The 19,903-nt window shown below is 44.2% G+C and carries 16 protein-coding genes; 5 read left to right on the plus strand and 11 right to left on the minus strand.

Annotated elements, in window-relative coordinates; genetic code table 11:
* Nucleotides 1-237 precede the first annotated feature (237 nt).
* Nucleotides 238-1,338 (plus strand): Gfo/Idh/MocA family protein, encoded by a 1,101-nt coding sequence (locus BLQ81_RS18915; RefSeq protein ID WP_092733640.1) that lies wholly within the window; start codon nucleotides 238-240, stop codon nucleotides 1,336-1,338.
* Nucleotides 1,339-1,345: 7 nt separating this feature from the next.
* Entirely contained in the window at nucleotides 1,346-3,082 is a 1,737-nt protein-coding gene (locus tag BLQ81_RS18920; protein ID WP_092733643.1) for a family 43 glycosylhydrolase, read from the plus strand.
* 14 nt (nucleotides 3,083-3,096) lie between these two features.
* Here the strand turns inward: BLQ81_RS18920 and BLQ81_RS18925 are convergent, their stop codons facing one another.
* Nucleotides 3,097-3,321 (minus strand): DUF3820 family protein, encoded by a 225-nt coding sequence (locus tag BLQ81_RS18925; RefSeq protein ID WP_092733646.1) that lies wholly within the window; start codon nucleotides 3,319-3,321, stop codon nucleotides 3,097-3,099.
* Nucleotides 3,322-3,546: 225 nt separating this feature from the next.
* Between BLQ81_RS18925 and BLQ81_RS18930 the strand changes: the two genes are divergently transcribed.
* Nucleotides 3,547-4,575 carry an LLM class flavin-dependent oxidoreductase gene (locus BLQ81_RS18930; protein ID WP_092733716.1) on the plus strand — a complete coding sequence of 343 codons (1,029 nt, stop codon included), beginning with the start codon at nucleotides 3,547-3,549 and terminating at the stop codon, nucleotides 4,573-4,575.
* 54 nt (nucleotides 4,576-4,629) lie between these two features.
* Here the strand turns inward: BLQ81_RS18930 and BLQ81_RS22390 are convergent, their stop codons facing one another.
* The 4 genes from BLQ81_RS22390 to BLQ81_RS18950 all read right to left on the minus strand — a co-directional run bounded on the left by BLQ81_RS22390 (nucleotide 4,630) and on the right by BLQ81_RS18950 (nucleotide 8,607).
* Nucleotides 4,630-5,052, minus strand: coding sequence for a rhodanese-like domain-containing protein (locus BLQ81_RS22390; RefSeq protein WP_175454282.1), 423 nt, complete (start codon nucleotides 5,050-5,052; stop codon nucleotides 4,630-4,632).
* Between the two features lie 157 nt (nucleotides 5,053-5,209).
* Complete coding sequence (locus BLQ81_RS18940) at nucleotides 5,210-6,448, minus strand: glutamate-5-semialdehyde dehydrogenase (RefSeq protein WP_092733652.1); 1,239 nt, start codon at nucleotides 6,446-6,448, stop codon at nucleotides 5,210-5,212.
* On the minus strand, nucleotides 6,441-7,541 hold the full coding sequence (gene proB / locus BLQ81_RS18945; protein ID WP_245693313.1) for a glutamate 5-kinase: 1,101 nt from the start codon (nucleotides 7,539-7,541) through the stop codon (nucleotides 6,441-6,443). Before proB ends, BLQ81_RS18940 begins: the two co-directional genes overlap by 8 nt.
* Before the next feature lie 193 nt (nucleotides 7,542-7,734).
* A complete protein-coding gene (locus BLQ81_RS18950) occupies nucleotides 7,735-8,607 on the minus strand; it encodes a geranylgeranylglycerol-phosphate geranylgeranyltransferase (RefSeq protein WP_175454283.1) in 873 nt (290 codons plus the stop codon).
* 143 nt (nucleotides 8,608-8,750) lie between these two features.
* Here BLQ81_RS18950 and BLQ81_RS18955 point away from each other — a divergent pair, with 143 nt between their 5' ends.
* Nucleotides 8,751-10,121: a Gfo/Idh/MocA family protein gene (locus BLQ81_RS18955; protein ID WP_092733655.1), complete on the plus strand. Its 1,371-nt coding sequence runs from the start codon at nucleotides 8,751-8,753 to the stop codon at nucleotides 10,119-10,121.
* Between the two features lie 302 nt (nucleotides 10,122-10,423).
* Here BLQ81_RS18955 and BLQ81_RS18960 read toward each other — a convergent pair whose 3' ends face one another.
* Both BLQ81_RS18960 and BLQ81_RS18965 read right to left on the minus strand, forming a co-directional pair.
* Nucleotides 10,424-11,038, minus strand: a complete 615-nt coding sequence (locus tag BLQ81_RS18960) for a DUF4230 domain-containing protein (protein WP_092733658.1) — start codon at nucleotides 11,036-11,038, stop codon at nucleotides 10,424-10,426.
* Nucleotides 11,039-11,119: 81 nt separating this feature from the next.
* A complete protein-coding gene (locus tag BLQ81_RS18965; RefSeq protein ID WP_092733661.1) occupies nucleotides 11,120-12,070 on the minus strand; it encodes a carbon-nitrogen hydrolase family protein in 951 nt (316 codons plus the stop codon).
* A gap of 482 nt (nucleotides 12,071-12,552) precedes the next feature.
* Here BLQ81_RS18965 and BLQ81_RS18970 point away from each other — a divergent pair, with 482 nt between their 5' ends.
* Complete coding sequence (locus tag BLQ81_RS18970) at nucleotides 12,553-13,737, plus strand: 6-bladed beta-propeller (protein WP_175454284.1); 1,185 nt, start codon at nucleotides 12,553-12,555, stop codon at nucleotides 13,735-13,737.
* 59 nt (nucleotides 13,738-13,796) lie between these two features.
* On the opposite strand, the gene BLQ81_RS18975 is transcribed toward BLQ81_RS18970, so the two are convergent.
* From BLQ81_RS18975 to sucD, 4 genes are all read right to left on the minus strand, one after another.
* Nucleotides 13,797-14,657 carry an ROK family protein gene (locus BLQ81_RS18975; protein ID WP_092733667.1) on the minus strand — a complete coding sequence of 287 codons (861 nt, stop codon included), beginning with the start codon at nucleotides 14,655-14,657 and terminating at the stop codon, nucleotides 13,797-13,799.
* Nucleotides 14,658-14,758: 101 nt separating this feature from the next.
* Complete coding sequence (locus BLQ81_RS18980; protein WP_092733670.1) at nucleotides 14,759-17,086, minus strand: PIG-L family deacetylase; 2,328 nt, start codon at nucleotides 17,084-17,086, stop codon at nucleotides 14,759-14,761.
* Between the two features lie 244 nt (nucleotides 17,087-17,330).
* A complete protein-coding gene (locus tag BLQ81_RS18985; RefSeq protein ID WP_317042043.1) occupies nucleotides 17,331-18,779 on the minus strand; it encodes a DUF294 nucleotidyltransferase-like domain-containing protein in 1,449 nt (482 codons plus the stop codon).
* A 130-nt stretch (nucleotides 18,780-18,909) separates the two neighbouring features.
* Nucleotides 18,910-19,791 (minus strand): succinate--CoA ligase subunit alpha, encoded by an 882-nt coding sequence (gene sucD, locus BLQ81_RS18990; RefSeq protein WP_092733725.1) that lies wholly within the window; start codon nucleotides 19,789-19,791, stop codon nucleotides 18,910-18,912.
* Nucleotides 19,792-19,903: the final 112 nt, after the last annotated feature.

The following is a 19,903-nucleotide window of genomic DNA, read 5'->3' on the forward strand; positions in this document are numbered from 1 at the left end:
GGTATTTTTCTTAATCATACCGGTGAGCTAATTTACTTTGGTTAATAGGAAGGAAGACCGGAGACCGAAGGATCTATTACTCAAGGGTAATTAGGGCATAGTTAGTGATAAAAATATTTACTTGGTAAGTATGCAGGTTTTTGAATCATTAAAGTCAAAATAACCTCACAATTTCCCGGTTTTCTGCTCATCAAAAAGTCCTAAGCACAATCCTCAATTTTAGCTAAATTTCACATTATGAAGCCCCTATTTCTCCTCCTGTTCTTTTTTTTAACCATCTACCAAACAGAAGCGCAAGACCAACCGCTGAAAATCGGTGTGGCGGGCTTGAATCACGGGCATGTGGGTTGGGTTTTCACTGCGAACAAGCGATCCGATATTGAAATCGTGGGAATCGCCGAGCCCAATCGGGAATTGGCTGAGTGCTACATGAAACAGCATGGGCTTTCGATGGATTTGGTTTTCGATACGCTGGAAGAAATGCTGGAAAAGACCAAACCGGAAGTGGTGACAGGTTTTGGGACTACATTCGCTCATCTGGAAATCGTGCAGCACTGTGCGCCGAAAGGGATTCATGTCATGGTGGAAAAGCCCTTAGCCGTCAGTTTGGAGCATGCTTTGGAAATGAAAGCCCTTGCGGAACTGCACAAAATCCACCTGATCACCAACTACGAGACTTCCTGGTATGCCACCAATGAAAAGGCCCATGAGCTTTTCCTTGCCGGGCAAATCGGCGACGCGCGTAAAATTGTGGTTCGGGATGGGCATCGTGGTCCAAAGAAAATCGGTGTCGGACCCGAGTTTCTCGAATGGCTGACTGATCCACACCTGAATGGGGCTGGGGCGCTGATGGATTTTGGATGCTACGGGGCCAACTTGAGCACTTGGTTGCTTCAGGGACAGCGCCCGATTTCGGTTACCGCGATTACCCAGCAACTCAACCCCGCCGACAACCCCAAAGTAGATGACGAGGCAACGATTATTGTTACCTATCCCAATTCGCAGACGATCATCGAAGCATCGTGGAACTGGCCAATCGGTCGGAAGGACATGGAAATCCACGGTCTTACCGGAGCAATTTTCGCTGATAACGCCAAATCACTCCGGATTAGAATGGCTCAGGGATACGATGGATTTAGGGAGGAAAAATTTGAATTGGATTCCCGAAAAGCACCTTTTGACGATCCTTTTTCGGTTCTGAAAGCCGTCGTCAGAGGCAAGCTCAAACTTTCCCCTTTTGATCCCTACAGTTTGGAAAACAATATGATTGTGATGGAAATCCTTCAGGCAGCCAAAGAAAGCGCCGCAAGTGGGAAGACCGTTTTTCTTTCTAAATAACACAGCCATGCACCCAAAATACCTGCTCATTTTATGGGCTTTTTTATTCGTTTCGCCGACTTTCTCCCAGCAGCAGACTTACTGCAATCCCGTCAATCTGGACTATGGGTATACGCCCATTCCCAACTTTTCAGAATGGGGAAGACATCGAGCCACTGCCGATCCGGTGATTGTGAATTTCAAGGGTACTTATATCCTTTTTTCCACTAATCAATGGGGCTATTGGACCAGTGAAGACATGTACAATTGGGAGTTTCATTCCAGACTTTTTCTTCGACCATGGAATAAGGTTTACGACGAGCTTTGCGCTCCGGCAGTCGGGATCGTCGGCGACACGGTTCTGGTCATGGGTTCGACTTATGAGAAGGATTTCACCATTTGGATGAGTACCAACCCCAAAGCAAACGAATGGAAACCACTTGTTGAAAAGTTTGAAATCGGGGGTTGGGACCCAGACTTTTTCACCGATGATGATGGCCGGCTATACATGTACAATGGTAGCTCCAACCGTTACCCGCTGTATGGAGTCGAACTTGACCGCAAGACCTTGGCACCGATCGGAACACGAAAGGAAATGTACCTGCTCGAACCGGACAAATACGGTTGGCAGCGCTTTGGCGAGCACATGGACAATACTTTCTTGGATCCTTTTATGGAAGGGGCCCATGTGACCAAGCACAATGGGAAATACTACCTGCAATATGGCGCACCGGGGACCGAATTCAGCGGCTATTCAGATGGAGTGGTCGTGGGTCCGACACCTTTGGGGCCTTTTACTCCGCAGTCTGATCCGCTCAGCATGAAGTTGGGAGGCTTTGCGCGCGGTGCGGGCCATGGCAGTACCTTTAAAGACAATCAGGGAAAATACTGGCACATCAGCACGATCATGATCTCGGTGAAAAACACCTTTGAGCGTAGGCTTGGAATCTGGCCTGCGGGATTTGATAAGGACGATGTGATGTGGAGCAATCTGGCTTTTGGGGATTATCCGCATTTCCTTCCCGATACGGAAAAAGCCGGGCAATTCACAGGTTGGATGCTGCTGAATTATGAAAAACCCATGGCTGTGTCATCGACCTTGGGTGGATTTTCCGCCAACAAAGCAAATGATGAGGATCTGAAAACCTACTGGAGTGCGACTTCGGGTGATAAGGGCGAATGGATTCAGACGGATTTGGGACAAGTCAGCACGGTCCATGCGGTGCAAATCAACTATGCCGATCAGGATGTTGCCGATGACAGATTGGGAAAAAGAACGGATCAGTACCATCAATACATCCTTTATCATTCCTTGGATGGGAAAAAATGGCAAGTCTTGGTGGACAAAAGTAAAAATCTAAGGGACGTTCCCCATGAGTATGTGGAATTGAAAAATCCGGTCAAGACCCGCTATCTCAAACTGGAAAACATTCACATGCCTACAGGTAAATTTGCTATCAGTGGATTCCGTGTTTTCGGAAATGGAGGCGGTGCAAAACCAGAAAAAGTCAAGCAGTTTATGGTTTTCCGTACGGAGAAAGACAAGCGAAGTGCCTTCATTAAGTGGTCTCCGATGCCTGACGCCTACGCTTACCATATATCTTATGGCGTGGCGCCTGACAAATTATACAACACGATCATGGTCATGGGTAATAATGAATATTGGCTAAAAACCATGGATCGTACTAAAACCTACTACTTCACCATTGAGGGAATCAATGAAAATGGAGTGAGTGAAAAATATGAGATTCAGCGGGTGGAGTAGAGAGGATTTTAAGTTTAGACTTTCCCATATCGCCTTTTCAACTCAGCCAAAATCCCTTCAAGCCCATTCAGACGGATTTCATAAAGTGTGCTCAGCCACATGCCGAGTTTCCCCTCGGGAAAGCCTTTTCGATGGAGCCAAACGAGATAATCCTCTGGAATATCACAAAGTAGCCTGCCTTTGTATTTCCCAAAAGGCATGGTTTTAGTCACTAAATCGACCAATATTTCTTTGTCCATAGGCTAAAAGTAGGAGGATTATTTTTCTGTTGCCCCGGTCTGTGTCCTCACAGATCGGAATCTAAAAATAAACTGATTTCGCATTCATGCAGATCTCCCTAAAAACTCTAAATAGAAAGGACATCAAACCATACGGTACTCAAATTGAACGAGCCGGCAATTTGTTTTGAATTTTTTGCCGGCACATGGAGTTTACAGGGTAATCAAAAAGAAAGGAATTACTCCATGGAAATTGGAATTGACAGTTTTGCCGCATTCCCCACAGATGGAAATGGCAAAATCAAAGGAACTGCGCAGGAAGCAATCACAGCTTTGCTTGCCAGGATTAAGTTGGCAGATGAAGTCGGTTTGGATGTCTTCGGTATCGGTGAGCATCATCGCAAAGAGTTTCTGGATTCGGCCACAGCCATCATTTTGGCCGCTGCCGCTGCACAAACGAGCAAAATCAAACTCACCAGTGCGGTCACCGTCCTGAGTGCCGCAGATCCTGTTAGGATTTTTCAAGAATTTGCCACGCTGGACTTGGTTTCCAAAGGACGGGCCGAAATGGTAGTGGGCAGAGGCTCTTTTACGGAAGCATTCCCGCTTTTCGGCCTTCGATTGGAAGACTACGACAAGCTTTTCGCCGAAAAATTGGGTTTGCTCCTTCAGATCAATGAAAATGAAGTGGTCAACTGGAGTGGAAAATTCCGACCAACGCTAAACAATCAGGCGATCTACCCGAGACCACTCCAGAAGCAACTTCCGATTTGGTTGGGAGTTGGCGGGACTCCTGGTTCATTTGTGAGAGCAGGATCGCTTGGCCTTCCGCTGATGGTTGCGGTGATCGGTGGGGAAACCCATCGTTTTCGGCCTTTGATCGACCTCTATCGGGAGGCTGGAGAAAAGGCAGGTCATCCCAAAGAGAAACTGAAAGTCGGCTTACATTCACTTGGATTTGTCGGAAAATCCCATGAAGATGCTGTTGAAACTTATTACCCAGGCTATGCCGAAACCTTCACTCGAATCGGAAAAGAACGAGGTTGGCCGCCGGTGACAAGAGGTCATTTCGAAGCTCAAAACTCCAGAAGAGGCGCGTATTTAGTTGGTGAACCTGATGAGGTTGCTGAAAAGATTCTTCGACACAGCGAGTCCTTGGGAGGAATTGATCGCTTTACTTTCCAGATGGATAATGCCGGATTAAGTCACGAACAGCTCAGTGAGTCTATCGAGCTGATCGGTAAGACAGTATCTCCGCTTGTGAAAAAGGCCTAAAGTCAGGACTTATCTGACAATAGAAAGATGAATTAGGATTGCCGATTTGCTGTATTATTCCTGCACGATCGGCAATCCTTTTTGTGCCCAAGCCTGAATTCCCCCGCTGAGATGATACACTTTGGTGAATCCTTGTTGAATCAGCATTTCGGCAGCTTCTCTGCTTCTTGCTCCGACTGCGCAGTAAATATAAATTTCCTCATCCTTTGACAGTTTCTCGACTTGGGATTGAAAACTTGGGAGGAAATAGTCTAGTTCCAAGGCTCCTGCGATTTTGCCTTCGGCGATTTCCTCAGCTGTGCGGACGTCTATGACGATTCCGCTTGTGCTTTTCTGCTGAAATTCACTAGGATTGAGGTTGATCACGCTGACTTTAGTCAACTCTGAGGAAGTAGCTGTCTGCGTGTTTTCTTTCTTGGAATCACAGGAAGAAAATGCCATAATGCCAGCGGAGAGTAGAAGGAGGGCCTTTTGCATTGATTTGTTTTTGCGCAAAATAGTGAGAATTAAAGGATAAGAAATGTGAGTTTTGGCACCTTGGGTCTTTTTGTTTCCAATTTTTGTCTTGGCCAGACGACAGAAATCAGTAAAATTTGTTCTGAGTTCAGAACAATTAGACTCTAAGAAGATCAAACTACCTAATCTGTCCATTTCCCCGCACCACCCATTTGTAGCTAGTGAGTTCTCGGAGCGCCATCGGTCCGCGAGCATGGAGCTTTTGGGTGCTGATGCCGATTTCTGCACCCAGACCAAACTGATTTCCGTCTGTGAAAGCTGTTGAAGCATTGGCATAAACCGCCGCCGCATCGACTTCCAGTAGAAATCGCTCGATATGTTCCGGCGTTTCAGAAATGATCGCTTCGGAATGTTTGGAGGAATAGGCGGCGATATGGTCTAATGCCTCATCAAGATTTTTCACCGTCTTGATTGACATTTTCAGACTGAGAAATTCCGTTCCAAAGTGGCTTTCATCTGCTTTTTGGATCAATTCATGCCGCTGGAGATGGGCAAAAGCCTTGTCGTCAGCAAAGATTTTTACATTGTCCAGCATCAGTGGATGTACCAATTCACCCAATTGGTCCAACAGCTCCTCGTGGATGATCAGACAGTCCAGTGAATTGCAGACGCTCGGACGTCGGGTTTTGGCATTGTGAATGATCTTTTTGGCTTTTGCCAGATCAGCAGACTCATCGACAAAAGTATGGACAATTCCAGCGCCTGTTTCAATCACCGGTACTTTGGCATTTTCTCGCACAAAATTGATCAGGCCCTGCGAACCTCGAGGAATGATCACATCCACAAAACCAACCGCTTCCAGCAGCGCTTTGGTAGCTGCTCGATCCGGAGGTAGAAGTTGGAAAGCCGAGACGGGCAACCCGTGCTTTTCCAAAGCTCGATGAATCAGACTCAAAATGGCGCGGTTTGAAAAGTCCGCATCCGAACCCCCTTTTAAGACCAATCCATTGCCGGACTTCAAAGCTAGGGTAAATACATCGAACGTTACATTGGGTCGTGCTTCGTAGATAATGCCAATTACCCCGAGCGGTACTGTGATTTTCCGTAACTGCAGTCCATTTTCGAGTTTTTTCTCTTCCAATACATGATGAAGCGGACTTGGCAATTCCATCACTTGTCTGATTTCAGCCGCAATTCCTTTGATTCTGGCTTCGGTCAGCAAAAGTCTGTCGTACATCGGATTGATAATTTCCATCCGCTCGAGGTCTTTTTTGTTTTCCATGAGGAGAAAAAGTGTCTCACGCTCTGCAAAGGTCGCCAAGTCTTCCAAAACCGAGTTGACCAAAGAATCGCTGATTCCGGTCAGTCGTCGGCTGCTCTTTTGGACTTGCTCAAAAAGGGTGGAAAATTCATTCATGGTCGAAAAGATAGAGGTAATCGTAATGAATCAGTGGTTTTTGGTTTTTCTCTCCCATCCGTTCCAATGCAGGTTTGGAAGCATATTCTGCCCGTCCCAAGCCGATTTTGATTCCATTTTCATCACGGATCAGCAGGATATCCCCTTTGGAGAAATCACCCTCGATTTTGGTGATGCCAACGGGCAAAAGACTTCGGATTACGGATGAAGTCAGCGAGTTTTTTGCGCCCGCGTTGACGGTGATTTCGCCTTTGTAATATTGCGCCCCATGTGCCAGCCATTTCTTGGGTGCATGTTTCACTTTTTGAGGTTCAAACCAGGTGCAGCGGAGGGATTTTGTAGTGAATTCATCCAAAACTCCATCGCGCTTCCCATTGGCAATGATGACCTGAATCCCCAAATCGGCGGACTTTTTAGCCATGGTGTATTTGGTCAGCATGCCTCCGCGCCCAAAGGAAGACTTGGTAGCTGAAATGTAATTTGAAACTTCCGGCATCGAGAATACTACTTTTTCGACGAGTTCAGAACCTGGATCTGATGGGTTTCCGGTATATATCCCGTCCACATTGGTCAGCAACATCAGTGTATCCGCATTGATCATAGCCGCTGTCAGACTGGCCAATTCATCATTGTCGGTAAACATCAGCTCGGTGATGGTCACTGTATCATTTTCATTGATGATGGGCAATATCCCCTGCTGAAGCAGTGCTTCGATACAGTTTTTCATGTTAAGGAAATGCTTTCTGTCGCGAAAATCCTCTTTGGTGACGAGAATCTGAGCGATGTGCTGATTTAGACTGCCAAAAAACTGTTGGTATTGATTGATCAGGCGAATTTGTCCGGTGGAGGCCCAAATCTGTTTTTTGAATACCGGGTTGAGCTTCTCCGGTAATGGAATAGACTGCCGACCAAAAGCCACAGCGCCTGAACTTACCAGCACGACTTTCTTGCCAGCGGAAATCAGTCCTTGGATCTGATTCACCAAATGTTTCATTCTGTCCAAGTCAGGTAACCCATTGGACTGAGTGAGGACATTCGAGCCGATTTTTATTACCAATACCTTGCTTTCCAGCATTTGTTGAGAATTTTGCATGAAAGTTAGGTATTAGCTAGAGTTTTTTTGGCAAAAGGGTTAAATAATTGGAAAATTGGAAAATTGGAAAATTGGAAAATTGGAAAATTGGAAAATTGGAAAATTGATTTTTTTGTCTGCTTTAAGATTCAGAGTTTAGGTATATGGCCAAACTCTACTCAGCACCTCGTAAATCGTATTTCGTAAATCGTACTTACAAAAACCCCATACTCAGTGTACCCACCAGCATCAGGATTTTGGAAATAATACTAAGTTGCTTGAAGTGGTCCTTGCGGTCGGCCAGATAGATTTTTCGCATAAACCACATAAATACAATCCCCAAAACACCGAAATAAACGAACAGAACAGGGTTGTTGATTTTGAAGGTAACTATCAAAATGGAGCAGACAAACGCAAAGGCAATCAAGAAAATCACCTGTTTAGTTCTACGAAAGCCAATCACAATGGGAAGTGTACGACAGCCATGTTTCCGATCGCCGGGGCGGTCTTCGATATCTTTGATAATTTCACGGATCAGATTTAGGAAAAATGCAAAGATTGAATAGGTCAATACCAGTAATTCTGATTTTTGGTAAAAATAAGCTACCAAATAAATGGAAAGACCTGTGAGAAAAGCCACGGTTAAATTCCCTATAAAAGGCTCTCTTTTTAGTCTGTTGCTGTAAAGCCAGAGAAGAAATGCAGCAATAAAATTGACAACCGCAATTCTGGGTGAGACCAGATAGCCAAGCCCGATGGCGCTGAAATTGAGAATGGTGTGGAGGAAAATGACCATTCGGCGTTTGATACTTTTTCCTACTACTACCTCATGAGGACGATTGACATAGTCTATTTTGACATCATAATAGTCATTGATCATGTAGCCGGCAGCGGTGATCATAACCGTGGAAAGCACAAGCAGGTATAATCGGAAATCTTGTAATACAGGAAGCCCTACAGGAGTTGTTTCCACCAAAAAATAAGCAGTCATCAACTGAGCGAAAGCTACCATCAGCAGGTTGACCGGTCTGCTGATACGGAAAAGTCCACTGATAGAAATACTTCGCTCCATACTTTTGGTATTCATGGTTTAAAATTAGAGTAATTCAATTCTCCTTTTCTCCTTAATTCCATTAATCCTGAATAAAAATCGATTCCGTAATTTTCAATGTGCCGTTTTTAAGTTTTCCCTAACTTCCAAATCATAAAACCGAATCAACCCAAAGAACCATGAATAAAACAGAAAATCAATCTAGGAGGGATTTTATTGCCAAGTCAGGGGCTGCGCTTGCAGGCTCGTTTTTTATCCATCCCGTTGCTGAGGCATTGAGTAAGTTTGACCGCCCCGGACAAAAAATGAAACTTGCCATGGTCGGGACTGGAGTAAGAGGCTTGGCGATGTGGGGCAGAGATGTCATTCGTGCTTACAAAGATCAGGTCGAATTTGTCGGGCTTTCAGATAGGAATGAAGGCCGCCTAAGGTATGGTCAGACATATATGGGTTTGAATTGCCCGCTTTTCGCGAATGCGGATGAAATGCTTTCCAAGACTAAACCTGATGTGCTCATCGTGACCACTATGGACAGTAATCACCATGAGTTTATTGTCAAGGGGCTTTTAGCGGGCATGAACGTAATTTCTGAAAAACCAATGACCACTGATGAGGTGAAGATCAAAGCCATACTGGATGCAGAGCGCAAGTCGGGTAAAAAACTCATCGTCACCTTCAATTACCGCTATTCTCCGCATCGCCAAAAACTCTATGAATTGCTTCGGGCAGGAGAGATCGGTACGATCACTTCTGTGGATTTTCATTGGTACCTGGATACTTCTCATGGTGGGGATTATTTCCGCAGGTGGCATGGGAAGCGGGAATTTGGCGGTACGCTTTTAGTCCATAAGTCTACCCACCACTTTGATCTGCTCAATTGGTGGTTGGATTCTGACCCTGAGGAGGTTCATGCATTTGGTGAGCTGGAGTTTTATGGGAAAAATGGCCCATTCCGCTCTACAACTTGCCGGGGCTGTCCCCATGCTTCCAAGTGTGATTTTCACTGGGACATCACCAAGAGTGAGCACCTGACCAAGCTCTATGTAGACAATGAAAAGTATGACGGCTATCATCGGGATGGCTGTGTTTTCCGGGAGGAGATAGACATTTATGACAAGATGGCTGTTCAAATTAAGTATAAAAATAAGGTTCAGGTGAGCTATTCCCTGACTACTTATTCTCCTTACGAAGGCTATCGAATTGCCTTCAACGGAACCAAAGGGCGGTTGGAAGCCTGGATCAAGGAAAGTCAGCCTTGGGATGAAAAGAACGAAGATGAACTTGTGCTTGTGAAAAACTTCGGAGAGCGCTACACCATCACGGTGCCTCAGGGCGGTGGAGGACATGGTGGAGGGGATACCAGACTCAAGGATAAGCTATTCCTGGATACCAATGCGGCAGATCCCTGGAGGCAATCAGCGGGAAGCAGGGACGGGGCAATGTCCTGTCTGGTCGGAATTGCGGCCCGAAAATCCATTGAACAGGGTAAATCGATCAAAGTTCAGGACTTAACGGATATTCCGCTGGCGGTTTCAGGGAGAGGTTTGTGATTTTGAGTGGTTTGTGGAGACACAAACCACGGCGAGGAGGAAAGGAACTTAACGATTTCGGATTTCGGATTGTTGATTTCGGATTTATTGTCCCGCGGAGGAAGCTTCGTGGGATTTTTTTTTCTAGGGTTTTAACAAAACTAATATCGCTAATTTCCAAAGATTTCTTTCTTATCAAATGTCGAAATGATCTTCCGTCTCCGGTCTTCCAACTTTAAATTTCGAATATCGAATGATGAATTTCGAATGTTGAAGAAATCCCCCAACATCGGTCATCAGACAACCGACATCTGACAATAATCCTACCTTTTAATCAGCTCCAGTTGCTCACGATCTTCAATAATTTCTCCTTGATACATCAGTGTCCATCCCATGGATTTGGTCAGGACAAAGAGGTTGGTCAATTCCACCATCAACCTTTCCCGTGAGTTTTCCATCAGATCTGATTTTTCAATTTGGGTTCTGATTTGGGCTGTAACGGAGTTTTTGATTTTGTTGTAATCCTTAGCCTCGAAGGAATTAAAATAATCCTGCGTCACGTCGTAGTATTCGATTTCCGGATAAATATTCAAGACGGGCTCCGGGATTTTTTTCAGAATTAAAGTTTTGTTTGGCTCGTCGATTTCTGTCTCCAGCTGCCGAAGATCATATTCCACAGTGGCCTTTGCATTAACGATGACCAGCGCTTTTTTATCTGAAGTCCATAGGTTCAAAAAGAGATTTTGGGAGTTTTTGAAGGTGAAAACCTTTGAATAATAGCCTTCAGTGACGATTAATTTCCCGACTTGCTGGACTTGTTTTTGGATCAATTCCGAACTGGCTCGCAGCTCCTCACGCTCTTGCTGGCCATTGTAGAAAAACCAAAACCCAGCAAATAAAATCAGGGCGATAAGAAATCCGAATCCAAATTTATTCATAGTGAACTTGAAATTTAAAGTCTCAAAGTTGGGGATAATTGTGAGCTGATCAAATTACTAAAAAAGTGTAACTAGTTAGATTTATTCATAATGCACACTAGTTTGACGCTCTCGATTTACTTTTAACTGCAATACATCCGGTCGGGAATAATGTCCCACAGGATCAAAGTTTTGCCGCTCTTCCAAGATACGATTGAAGTCTAAAATCTGATAAACGATTTCTTCACGATCTGCCACAGGCTCTAAAATCCAACTTCCGTCCGGTCCTGCGATGCAGCTGCCGCCATTTCCGAGTGTTTCTGGGCAGTTTTCCAAAATCACGTCCAGATGAGGCGTATTGGTTGGAAAGTCACTCTTTCGCATCAGACTAGAGACGGAAATCACGAAGGATCGACCTTCCTGCGCGATCATTCGGGTGATGTTTTCAGTGTTCCTTACCGCTCCGGGCCACACTGCGATGTGGAGATTTTCTCCCAATCCGTAAAGGGCTGTTCTGGCAAGGGGCATCCAGTTTTCCCAGCAGTTCAATCCCCCGACAGTAAACTCTTTGAGTGGATGAACCTGAAGTCCGTGTCCGTCTCCTGGTGACCAGGTTAGTCGCTCGTCGTAGGTGGGTTGGAGTTTACGGTGGACGGAGCAGATTTCGCCCTGCTGATTGATGTACACCAAGGAACAATACAAACTGTGTCCGCCACGGTCAATGGGTCGCTCGATGATTCCCAGATAGACTGCAATCTGATGCGCTGCGGCTAATTTTTGGACTTCATTTAGGTCACCTGATTCGATTTGAACTGCATTTCTGGCATAGTGGGCGTGAATTTCTTTTTGGATTCGGTTGTCCCAAGCCGCAGAATGAGTGATCGACAGCCACCAGGGATAGCCGGGGACTAGACCTTCACCAAATACAATGAGCTCAGCACCATTTTCCGCAGCTTCTTTAATTGATTTTTTGACCTTTTCCAAGGTGGCGGCTTTATCGAGCCAAATGGGAGCGATTTGGGCAAGGGCGACTTTGAGGGTGGAATTGGGCATGGAACAACAGTTTTGCGCAAATTAGAATTTAAAATGTTATTCATCGGGATAGAAAATTTTGATAGAATGGTAGTTGAAGTACATGTCGAATTAAACTTTGAATTCACGAAGAATTTTTCTGATTTTTTATGAAATGATTGGTTCTTATCGTTTTTTTTTTTTTTTCTTTAAGAAACTTTAAACTTCAAAAAACATGAAAAGTAAAATGATCAAATGGGGAATATGTTGTTCCCTGATTTTTGGGTCAATCTTTTTGATTCAAAACACGTCAAATGTACAAGCGCAGACAATGTCTTGCCCTGAGTATACTTTGCATTATAAACAGGTTGATAAGATAAAATTTTGTGGTAGTTATTTCCAGACTTGGTCAGTATGTGAATTCCATGCAGGATCAATGTGTGCATGTATGGACGAAACTGAGCCACCTTGTTGATAAAACTCCAAGAGCCCTTATTACTAGGGCTCTTTTACATATTTTTGACATGAAAAATTCACTTTACTTGTTTATTTTACTTTTTGGGTCATTCTTCTCTTGTGAGAGAAATAAAAATAACGGTGTAGAACAAATCTACCAAATACCTGTCAATCCTCAGGGAAATATAGATTTAAGCTTCTCTGATTTTTTTGATACTACCCTGATTGTTCCACTGGAGGTTACGCCAAATTCCTTGATTGGCGAAGTATCCAAGGTGATCACTACTGATGAATTCATCTATGTGCTTGACCGAACGATAGCTGAATCTTTATTTGTATTCGACTATCAAGGACGTTTGCTGAATTATTTTTCTGGGACTGGCGGAGGACCAAGTGAGTACCTTAGGGTATCTAATTTTTTTATCTCGAAAGATGAGACTACTATTTTTATTACAGACCTTTCACTGGGAAAGATTTTAGCCTTCGACCAAAAAGGGAATTTCCTTTTTGAAAATAAATTTGTCTTGGGTGAAAATTTCGCAGACTTGATTACCTATCAAAATGGATTTTTAATTGCTAAACCCACACCTGATGATCTTGCAGTGGATTTGCAATATTTAGATCACAATTTAAAATTTGTTGAAGTTCCATTTAAACTAGCTGAGAACAACTTTATAATGGAGGCTGGTAACAAACACCAGTTTTTTTATCCCGGAACTGGCGGAGTAACCTATTTCAAAGAGGTCCTATCCAAAAATTTATATGCTATTACTCCTGACGATGTCCAAGTGTATGCGTTTAACCTCCCGGAGGATCAAGTTTTTTCGCCAGAGGCTCTTCCATGGGATAATGAAAAGCCAAAAATTCATATGGGTAAAGTTTACAGCGAAATTCGAGAAAGGAGTTTGTTAAATGTAGGTGACCAGGTGCTGGACCTTGGTTCTTTGGTTTTAATTAATTTTCACGTTGGAGATAGAATTAATATTTTGGCTTTTAACAAAACCGATAAGACAGCTAAAGTTGTTAAAAATTTTATGAACGATTTAGATGGATTGGTGAAAAACCTCCCTGGTTTGTTCCCGATAAATTATCATGCGAATGAAATGATAATCAATCTTTTTCCAAATGATATTTATGCAGCTTTGGGGACTTCTGAGGAGTCAAATCCTTATCTAGATTATCTGACGAAGTTGATGCCCCAATTAGAGGAAAACCCAGTTCTATTTATTTATAGGAAAAAGATCCAACAGTAACGAAAAAAGCGGTCTCCCGAGAAACCGCCTTTTTGACTTGTTAAACCAACTTTTATCTTTTATGCTGTAACCATATCCTCTTCCACGTCTACCAGTGCTACGGCACCGTGAATCGCAGTCTCGTCAAGTTCAGAGATCAGAATTTTCAGATTTCCCAATACCGATGGATAGGCAAAAGTTTCCAAGGTTTTCAGAAGAGATTTTTTGAACAAAGGATACGTTTTCCTGATCGAACCACCCAACACGATGGCTTCCGGAGCCAGGGAATACATGATTATCTTAAACAATTCGCCTAAATGCTGACCAAATTCATCAAATGCCTGTAAGGCTACGGGATCACCGGCCAAAGCTAGTTTAGCCAAAGCTTTTGGTTTGCTGTGGTAGAAATTTTGGAAAAATTTCCCGGAACAATAATACTCATAGTTGTGGTCTAGATAGGGTGCACTGCACCATTCTCCAGCCGCAGAGAAGAGTCCGGAATAAAGGTGTCCATTGATGACAATTCCCCCGCCGGTGCCGGTTCCCAAAGTGATGCCCACCAGGTTTTTGAAAGGCTTCCCCACTCCATATTTGTGGACACCTATCGCAAAGCAGTTTGCGTCATTGTTGACAAAGACAGGCTTCAAAAAACGCGTAGTCAGGAATTTTTTTAATTCCACATGCTGAAAGGAAGGAATATTAGCCAAACCCAAAACAATACCTTCCAGTGTGTCTACAAGTCCGGGTATGCCGATCCCAATGCCTACAAAATCATAATGGGAATAGGTATCTATAAAGTCAGCAATCGTTTCAAGGATAAACTCCTTACTTTCTAAAGCGGGAGTGGGAATTGAGCGAATGTCTTCCAGATGTCCTTTGATCAAGATGCCGCCTTTGATGCCGGTGCCGCCGATATCTAATCCTAAAATGGCTTTTTCCATTCGCTTTGGGCTATTGTTTGGTTGATGAATAGGTTTAAGGCAGAAAGCCGCCGGAAAATTCCCGGCTGCTTTCAAAATTAGTTTTGAGACCTGAGACTGACTTATAGCATTCCTTCAATGGATTTTTCCAGTTCTCTGGCAGTGGCCAAAAACTCATCCACATTCATATCTCTGAAAAAGATCAGACCGTGACTGGCTCTTACTTTTGCCCGCTCATGCAGGTAGAAGTAGTTTTTGCCCAGCAGTAACTGGATGTCATTCAATTGTCCCACCCAGGTACGCTTGGCTACTGTGCTAAACTTGCCATTGTGCGAGTAACTTGGGAAAGAGGCGTTGACTTGACTCAGGTAGCAATTGGAGAAGGAATCCTCCATCACCGACATGTCGCCAAGAGAAACGGGTACTATCACATTGGCCTCGTGCGGCTCAAATTTGAACCAGACGTTTCTGTATCCCAGGATTCTCAGGTTACTGGTATCGTGCTCTTCTCCCCATTTTTTGACAGCTTCGGCCGTTGCCTGAAGTACTTTGTAATGTGTGTCGGGTCCTGAACCTTCAGGATCGAGTGTTAAACTAATCTTGGTGGGTTTAATTTTTCGAAACATTTCCACGATCGGTTCTACATCGCGGGTTTTGTCGGGTTGTTCGGTGAAGATATCACCTGTATAAAAGCCGAGTCGGAGGTGGTGTACATTTTTTACCTGAACACCAAAATGAGCCCATACCAATTCTTCTTCAAACTCCCGGATCATTCCTTTGAGCTTTTGGATTTTCGATGGGTTTTTCTCCCCGTCGTAGGAATTTCTAAGTATGCTGATCACCTCGTTAATAGTCTCTCGAAGCTGGCTTTTGTTTTTCACTCCGTAGACGATGACAATCGCTCTCACCACCCTGTGGCAAAGGCCACGTTTACGGGCATCAGGATTTTCTGAAGCAACGTTAGTCAGGAAGTGGTAGACGTCTTTGTCAGTCTTCAGGCTGTAGCCTACATCAAAAAAGTCTTCAAAATTGACCATTTGGATTTTCCCTTCGTCCAAAAGTTTTTTGGTATGCTGAAGCGTATCAATCACAAACGTATTGGTCACTGCTGTAAAACCCGATGTGAGCACCGAAAAATGCGCCTCGTTGGTAGGTTCGCTCAGTTGATTGGTGATGTGCGGAAGAATGCCGAGGGAAATGTCATCGTGGTGAGGTCCGGTGTGAAGAAGAATTTCATTGCTTTCCTGTTCCAGCCCTTTGGTAAGTTTGGCTTCAGTGCTTCGCATGACTTGATTGACTGTGTCTTCAGAAAGCCCCGGAATAAGTCTGGTGTAATTATCGGCTTTCAAATCCTCAATTTTGATTCGGTGACCGTATTTATTCAATTTTTTACAAAGCTCGATGACTGCCCGTTCGGTTTTTTCAAAAGTCCATTCACCCTTTTGAAAGTAAGCGTCCATAGAGTCGGTGAGCTTTACGGCTGCACCTTTGGTAAGATAAAAGCGGCCATTTTTCAGCTTTTGAAGGACTGTGGCAGGGTAGACGTTGTTCATTTTTGTCTCCAGCGAGTCGCGGACGATACCTGCTTTAGCCTCTCCGGCTGCGATGATGATTCCTACCGCCTCAGGGTTGTACACGATCGTGTCTAGGCCGATGGTGATGACCAGACGATTGGATGAGACCTCGATTCCACCCAAATCGCCTGCAGCCACAGCTTGGGTTTCAAAGTTGGTGTCGGTCAGTCGGGTCACCGAGAATAGATGTGACCCACGGGTGTTGAAGGCTATGTGGCCGTCAGGCCCTATACCTCCCAAGAAAAAGCCGATGCCGCCTTTGTCCCGGATTCGTTGCTCGTATTCTCCACACCACTGATCGATCATATAGATGGATTGCTGCTGCAGCTTTTCCAACTCATTAATCGGGTCGCGAAATCTCAGCGAAAGGTCCACTTTCAGATCGGGAAAAACTTCCTTGAAATGGAGTCCGTTTGCCAATGGGATCTCATCGGAATTGATCAGGATGGCTTTTTCTTTCGAAAGCCCAAAGCCGTTGATGTAGAACTTATTGACGTAGTCGTAGAAGCTATTGTGCTGTTTGGAAGAGATGGGGTAGAATTCATCAATCTGCACGAAGGTCAAATCTTTCAAGACCGGCTTTTTGATGTTCCCAAGTCCGTATTTTTCACGGACATCCTTCCCTTTTTTACTCTCCCAGTTTTCAAGTAAGAATTGAGTCCACTTGATAAAAAACTCCGGGGTTTTTCCGGTTGGCAAACTGATCACACCTTCGGGATTTGCAGCTGCCCATTCCAAAAAACGGCATGCGGTAAGTAAGCCTAGCTTTGGAAAATTGTCTACTGTCAGGTAAGGAATCAGGGTCGAGATTTTTTCTACTCCGGATTCGGCCAAAAAAGCCTTTTCTACTTCGGAGAGGGGATACTTACTTAGCATACTGATGGGTCAGTTTAGTGGGTGTAAGGTTTAATGTTTTGAATCTTGTTGGGTGCCAAATTTTCTGTCGCAGTCAAAGAATTCTTTGCCAAATAAAAATTTGACAAGGAATATTTCACCAAAATTTTCGCAGACTTTAATGATCTGAACAGCAATTTATTCTATGATTCAAAATTAAAAAACTTTGATGAATAAAAAACAACTTTTATAAAAAATTTATAAAAGTATTTTTTGAAGCGAGAAATTATAGACTACGGGTGAAGGATAACTTGATTCTGGCCTGGAATTCTTCGATAACTTTAAAAATCTCAATGAGGGTTACTTGCTGTACTTTTGTAAGCGCTTTGATCTTTAAGTAGTTTTTTGGTTTTCGGTTCTGGTCCAAAATCGAAAGCGTTTGATTTTCCAGTCTTAAACTCATCAGATAATCGAATGCTTGGGTAAGTTCAAGTGCTTCTTTTGCAGAAAACACTCCTTTTTCCTTTAATCCATCGATTCTCTTCGTTGTATTGGTGTCAAAAATCCGATGCTTCAATGCATACACCCGTGCCAGATCGACGATTGGTCGCATGGTTTGCTTGAGATTGAGTTGCTTTTCACCATCGATTTCTTCGGCTTTTATTTTTCTGAAAAATGTCAGAGGAGGTTCATATTGGAGTGCATTGTGACCCAGATTGATAAAAAACCGTTCGGGGGCTTTCTCTAGGAGATTTCCCATGTATTCCTTTAATTCCTCCAAAAGTGGAAACGCTCCATAGATAGCCCGGCAGTCAAAAAATGTAGCGTAATTCATGGCAGTCTCCTGCGAGGCATCCGAAATCCATTCGTCATAATTTCGCTTCCAATGAGAGAGCGAATGCGTCCATTTGGGGTTCATGGCCATGAGGTCTCCCTCGCAAAAGACGATCCCTATTTGATCCAGTGCAGTGGAAACCCGAGTGGCAAAATCCAGAAAATAGGCACGTACTTCTTCCCGATGTTCATTGGCCTTGTCCTCATATATGATCGCATTGTCTTGGTCAGTTTTTAAAGTGAGCTCCCCACGGCCTTCGCTTCCGAACACAATAAAGACAAACTTGGCTGGGGCGGGTCCGATTACTTTAATCACCCGCTCAATGACCCGTTGGGTGATGGTGTCAGCTACCGTGGTAATGATCTGATTGATCAGCCCAGCTTTCATCCCCCGTGTATTGAGAAGATGAATAATCTCAGGCATTCGGGCCCATTTTTCACGGAGTTCGGGGATTTGTCTGGCCTCTTTGACAGACTGGATAAACATGAACGGTCCCTGGCTTTGCTCAGTAAGGATTTTAGTCCTGCTGATCCAACCTATAAATTCATCCCCTTCCCGCACCAGGAGATACCGGGATTTTGTCTGAAACATCAGGATCAAGGCTTCAACCAGACTTGCGTCGGGATGAATGCTAACCATGTCATGTTCCATAATCTGTGAAACAGGAATATCAGAAGGAAGCTGTGCAGCCAATAATCGATCCCGAAGGGTAATGTCTGTGATGTAGCCGACAATCTCCTGTGGGGAATTGCCTATAAAAAGGCAACTCACTTTTTCACTTGCCATCAACGCTGCACATTCATAAACTGGGTCACTATGCCGCGCCATTCTCAAATGTCGGGGGTGAAGATCTCGGACATTTTTGGAATAGAACTGGTCTGAAATAAAGGATCCATTCATGTGCATGGACTGAAAATACAAAAAGTGAATAGCTTTTCAGCTGGGAAAAAATAATGCCGCCCCGAATTTTTCAATCCGAGGCGGTTTCTGATTTTATTTTCCAAGTTTAAAAACTCGCTTTACCTTTTTTTTAAACGTTAACGCCCAAAACCTTTGCCATCACGGCACCAATTTCTGCAGGCGACTCCGCTACATGGATTCCGTTTTCTCGCATGATTCTGATTTTGGCAGCAGCGGTATCATCCGCTCCTCCGATGATTGCACCGGCGTGCCCCATTCTGCGACCCGGAGGTGCTGTCTGTCCGGCAATGAATCCTACAACCGGCTTTTTGTTGCCATTTTCCCGAATCCACTTTGAAGCTTCTGCTTCGTAGTTTCCGCCAATCTCCCCAATCATGACAATCGCGTCAGTCTCAGGATCATTCATGAGCATTTCTACAGCTTGTTTGGTGGAAGTTCCAATGATTGGGTCACCACCGATACCAATAGCAGTGGATACGCCAAGACCAGCTTTTGCCACTTGATCTGCCGCTTCATAGGTCAGGGTTCCTGATTTGGAAACGATGCCTATACGGCCAGCTTTGAAGACGAAGCCAGGCATAATACCCACTTTCGCCTCGCCCGGAGTGATCACGCCAGGGCAGTTTGGCCCGATCAATACACAGCCTCTTTGTTTGATGTATGGCTTTGCAACCATCATATCTGCCACCGGAATTCCTTCTGTAATGGTGATGATTACTTTGATACCAGCATCGGCTGCTTCCATAATTGCATCTGCAGCAAATGCAGGGGGTACAAAAATAATGGAAACATCAGCACCTGTCTTTTGAACTGCCTCTTCCACTGAATTGAAAACAGGTCTTTCCAAATGTACCGATCCACCTTTGCCGGGAGTCACACCACCGACTACGTTGGTTCCGTATTCGATCATTTGCTGTGCGTGGAAAGAGCCCTCAGACCCAGTGAATCCCTGTACGATCACTTTGGAATTTTTATTGACTAGTACACTCATGCTTCGATTTTTTAAGTTTGTCACAAAATTAAGAGAAACCACCCGCCAACAAAAGAAAAGCGAAACAATCTCCATGTAATTTGGTGACCGGAATCTTTTCATATGATTATAA

This window comes from Algoriphagus alkaliphilus (assembly GCF_900103735.1).
Taxonomy (GTDB): domain Bacteria; phylum Bacteroidota; class Bacteroidia; order Cytophagales; family Cyclobacteriaceae; genus Algoriphagus; species Algoriphagus alkaliphilus.

What these genes read in the sequence shown, in the direction of transcription:
- BLQ81_RS18965 (WP_092733661.1), bottom strand. Translation starts at nt 12,070, where the DNA reads ATGCCCAATTCCACCCTCAAAGTCGCCCTTGCCCAAATCGCTCCCATT.
- BLQ81_RS18975 (WP_092733667.1), bottom strand. Translation starts at nt 14,657, where the DNA reads ATGGAAAAAGCCATTTTAGGATTAGATATCGGCGGCACCGGCATCAAA.
- BLQ81_RS18980 (WP_092733670.1), bottom strand. Translation starts at nt 17,086, where the DNA reads ATGCTAAGTAAGTATCCCCTCTCCGAAGTAGAAAAGGCTTTTTTGGCC.
- BLQ81_RS18915 (WP_092733640.1), top strand. Translation starts at nt 238, where the DNA reads ATGAAGCCCCTATTTCTCCTCCTGTTCTTTTTTTTAACCATCTACCAA.
- BLQ81_RS18920 (WP_092733643.1), top strand. Translation starts at nt 1,346, where the DNA reads ATGCACCCAAAATACCTGCTCATTTTATGGGCTTTTTTATTCGTTTCG.
- BLQ81_RS18925 (WP_092733646.1), bottom strand. Translation starts at nt 3,321, where the DNA reads ATGGACAAAGAAATATTGGTCGATTTAGTGACTAAAACCATGCCTTTT.
- BLQ81_RS22390 (WP_175454282.1), bottom strand. Translation starts at nt 5,052, where the DNA reads ATGCAAAAGGCCCTCCTTCTACTCTCCGCTGGCATTATGGCATTTTCT.
- sucD (WP_092733725.1), bottom strand. Translation starts at nt 19,791, where the DNA reads ATGAGTGTACTAGTCAATAAAAATTCCAAAGTGATCGTACAGGGATTC.
- proB (WP_245693313.1), bottom strand. Translation starts at nt 7,541, where the DNA reads ATGCAAAATTCTCAACAAATGCTGGAAAGCAAGGTATTGGTAATAAAA.
- BLQ81_RS18985 (WP_317042043.1), bottom strand. Translation starts at nt 18,779, where the DNA reads ATGAATGGATCCTTTATTTCAGACCAGTTCTATTCCAAAAATGTCCGA.
- BLQ81_RS18970 (WP_175454284.1), top strand. Translation starts at nt 12,553, where the DNA reads ATGAAAAATTCACTTTACTTGTTTATTTTACTTTTTGGGTCATTCTTC.
- BLQ81_RS18950 (WP_175454283.1), bottom strand. Translation starts at nt 8,607, where the DNA reads ATGAATACCAAAAGTATGGAGCGAAGTATTTCTATCAGTGGACTTTTC.
- BLQ81_RS18960 (WP_092733658.1), bottom strand. Translation starts at nt 11,038, where the DNA reads ATGAATAAATTTGGATTCGGATTTCTTATCGCCCTGATTTTATTTGCT.
- BLQ81_RS18955 (WP_092733655.1), top strand. Translation starts at nt 8,751, where the DNA reads ATGAATAAAACAGAAAATCAATCTAGGAGGGATTTTATTGCCAAGTCA.
- BLQ81_RS18930 (WP_092733716.1), top strand. Translation starts at nt 3,547, where the DNA reads ATGGAAATTGGAATTGACAGTTTTGCCGCATTCCCCACAGATGGAAAT.
- BLQ81_RS18940 (WP_092733652.1), bottom strand. Translation starts at nt 6,448, where the DNA reads ATGAATGAATTTTCCACCCTTTTTGAGCAAGTCCAAAAGAGCAGCCGA.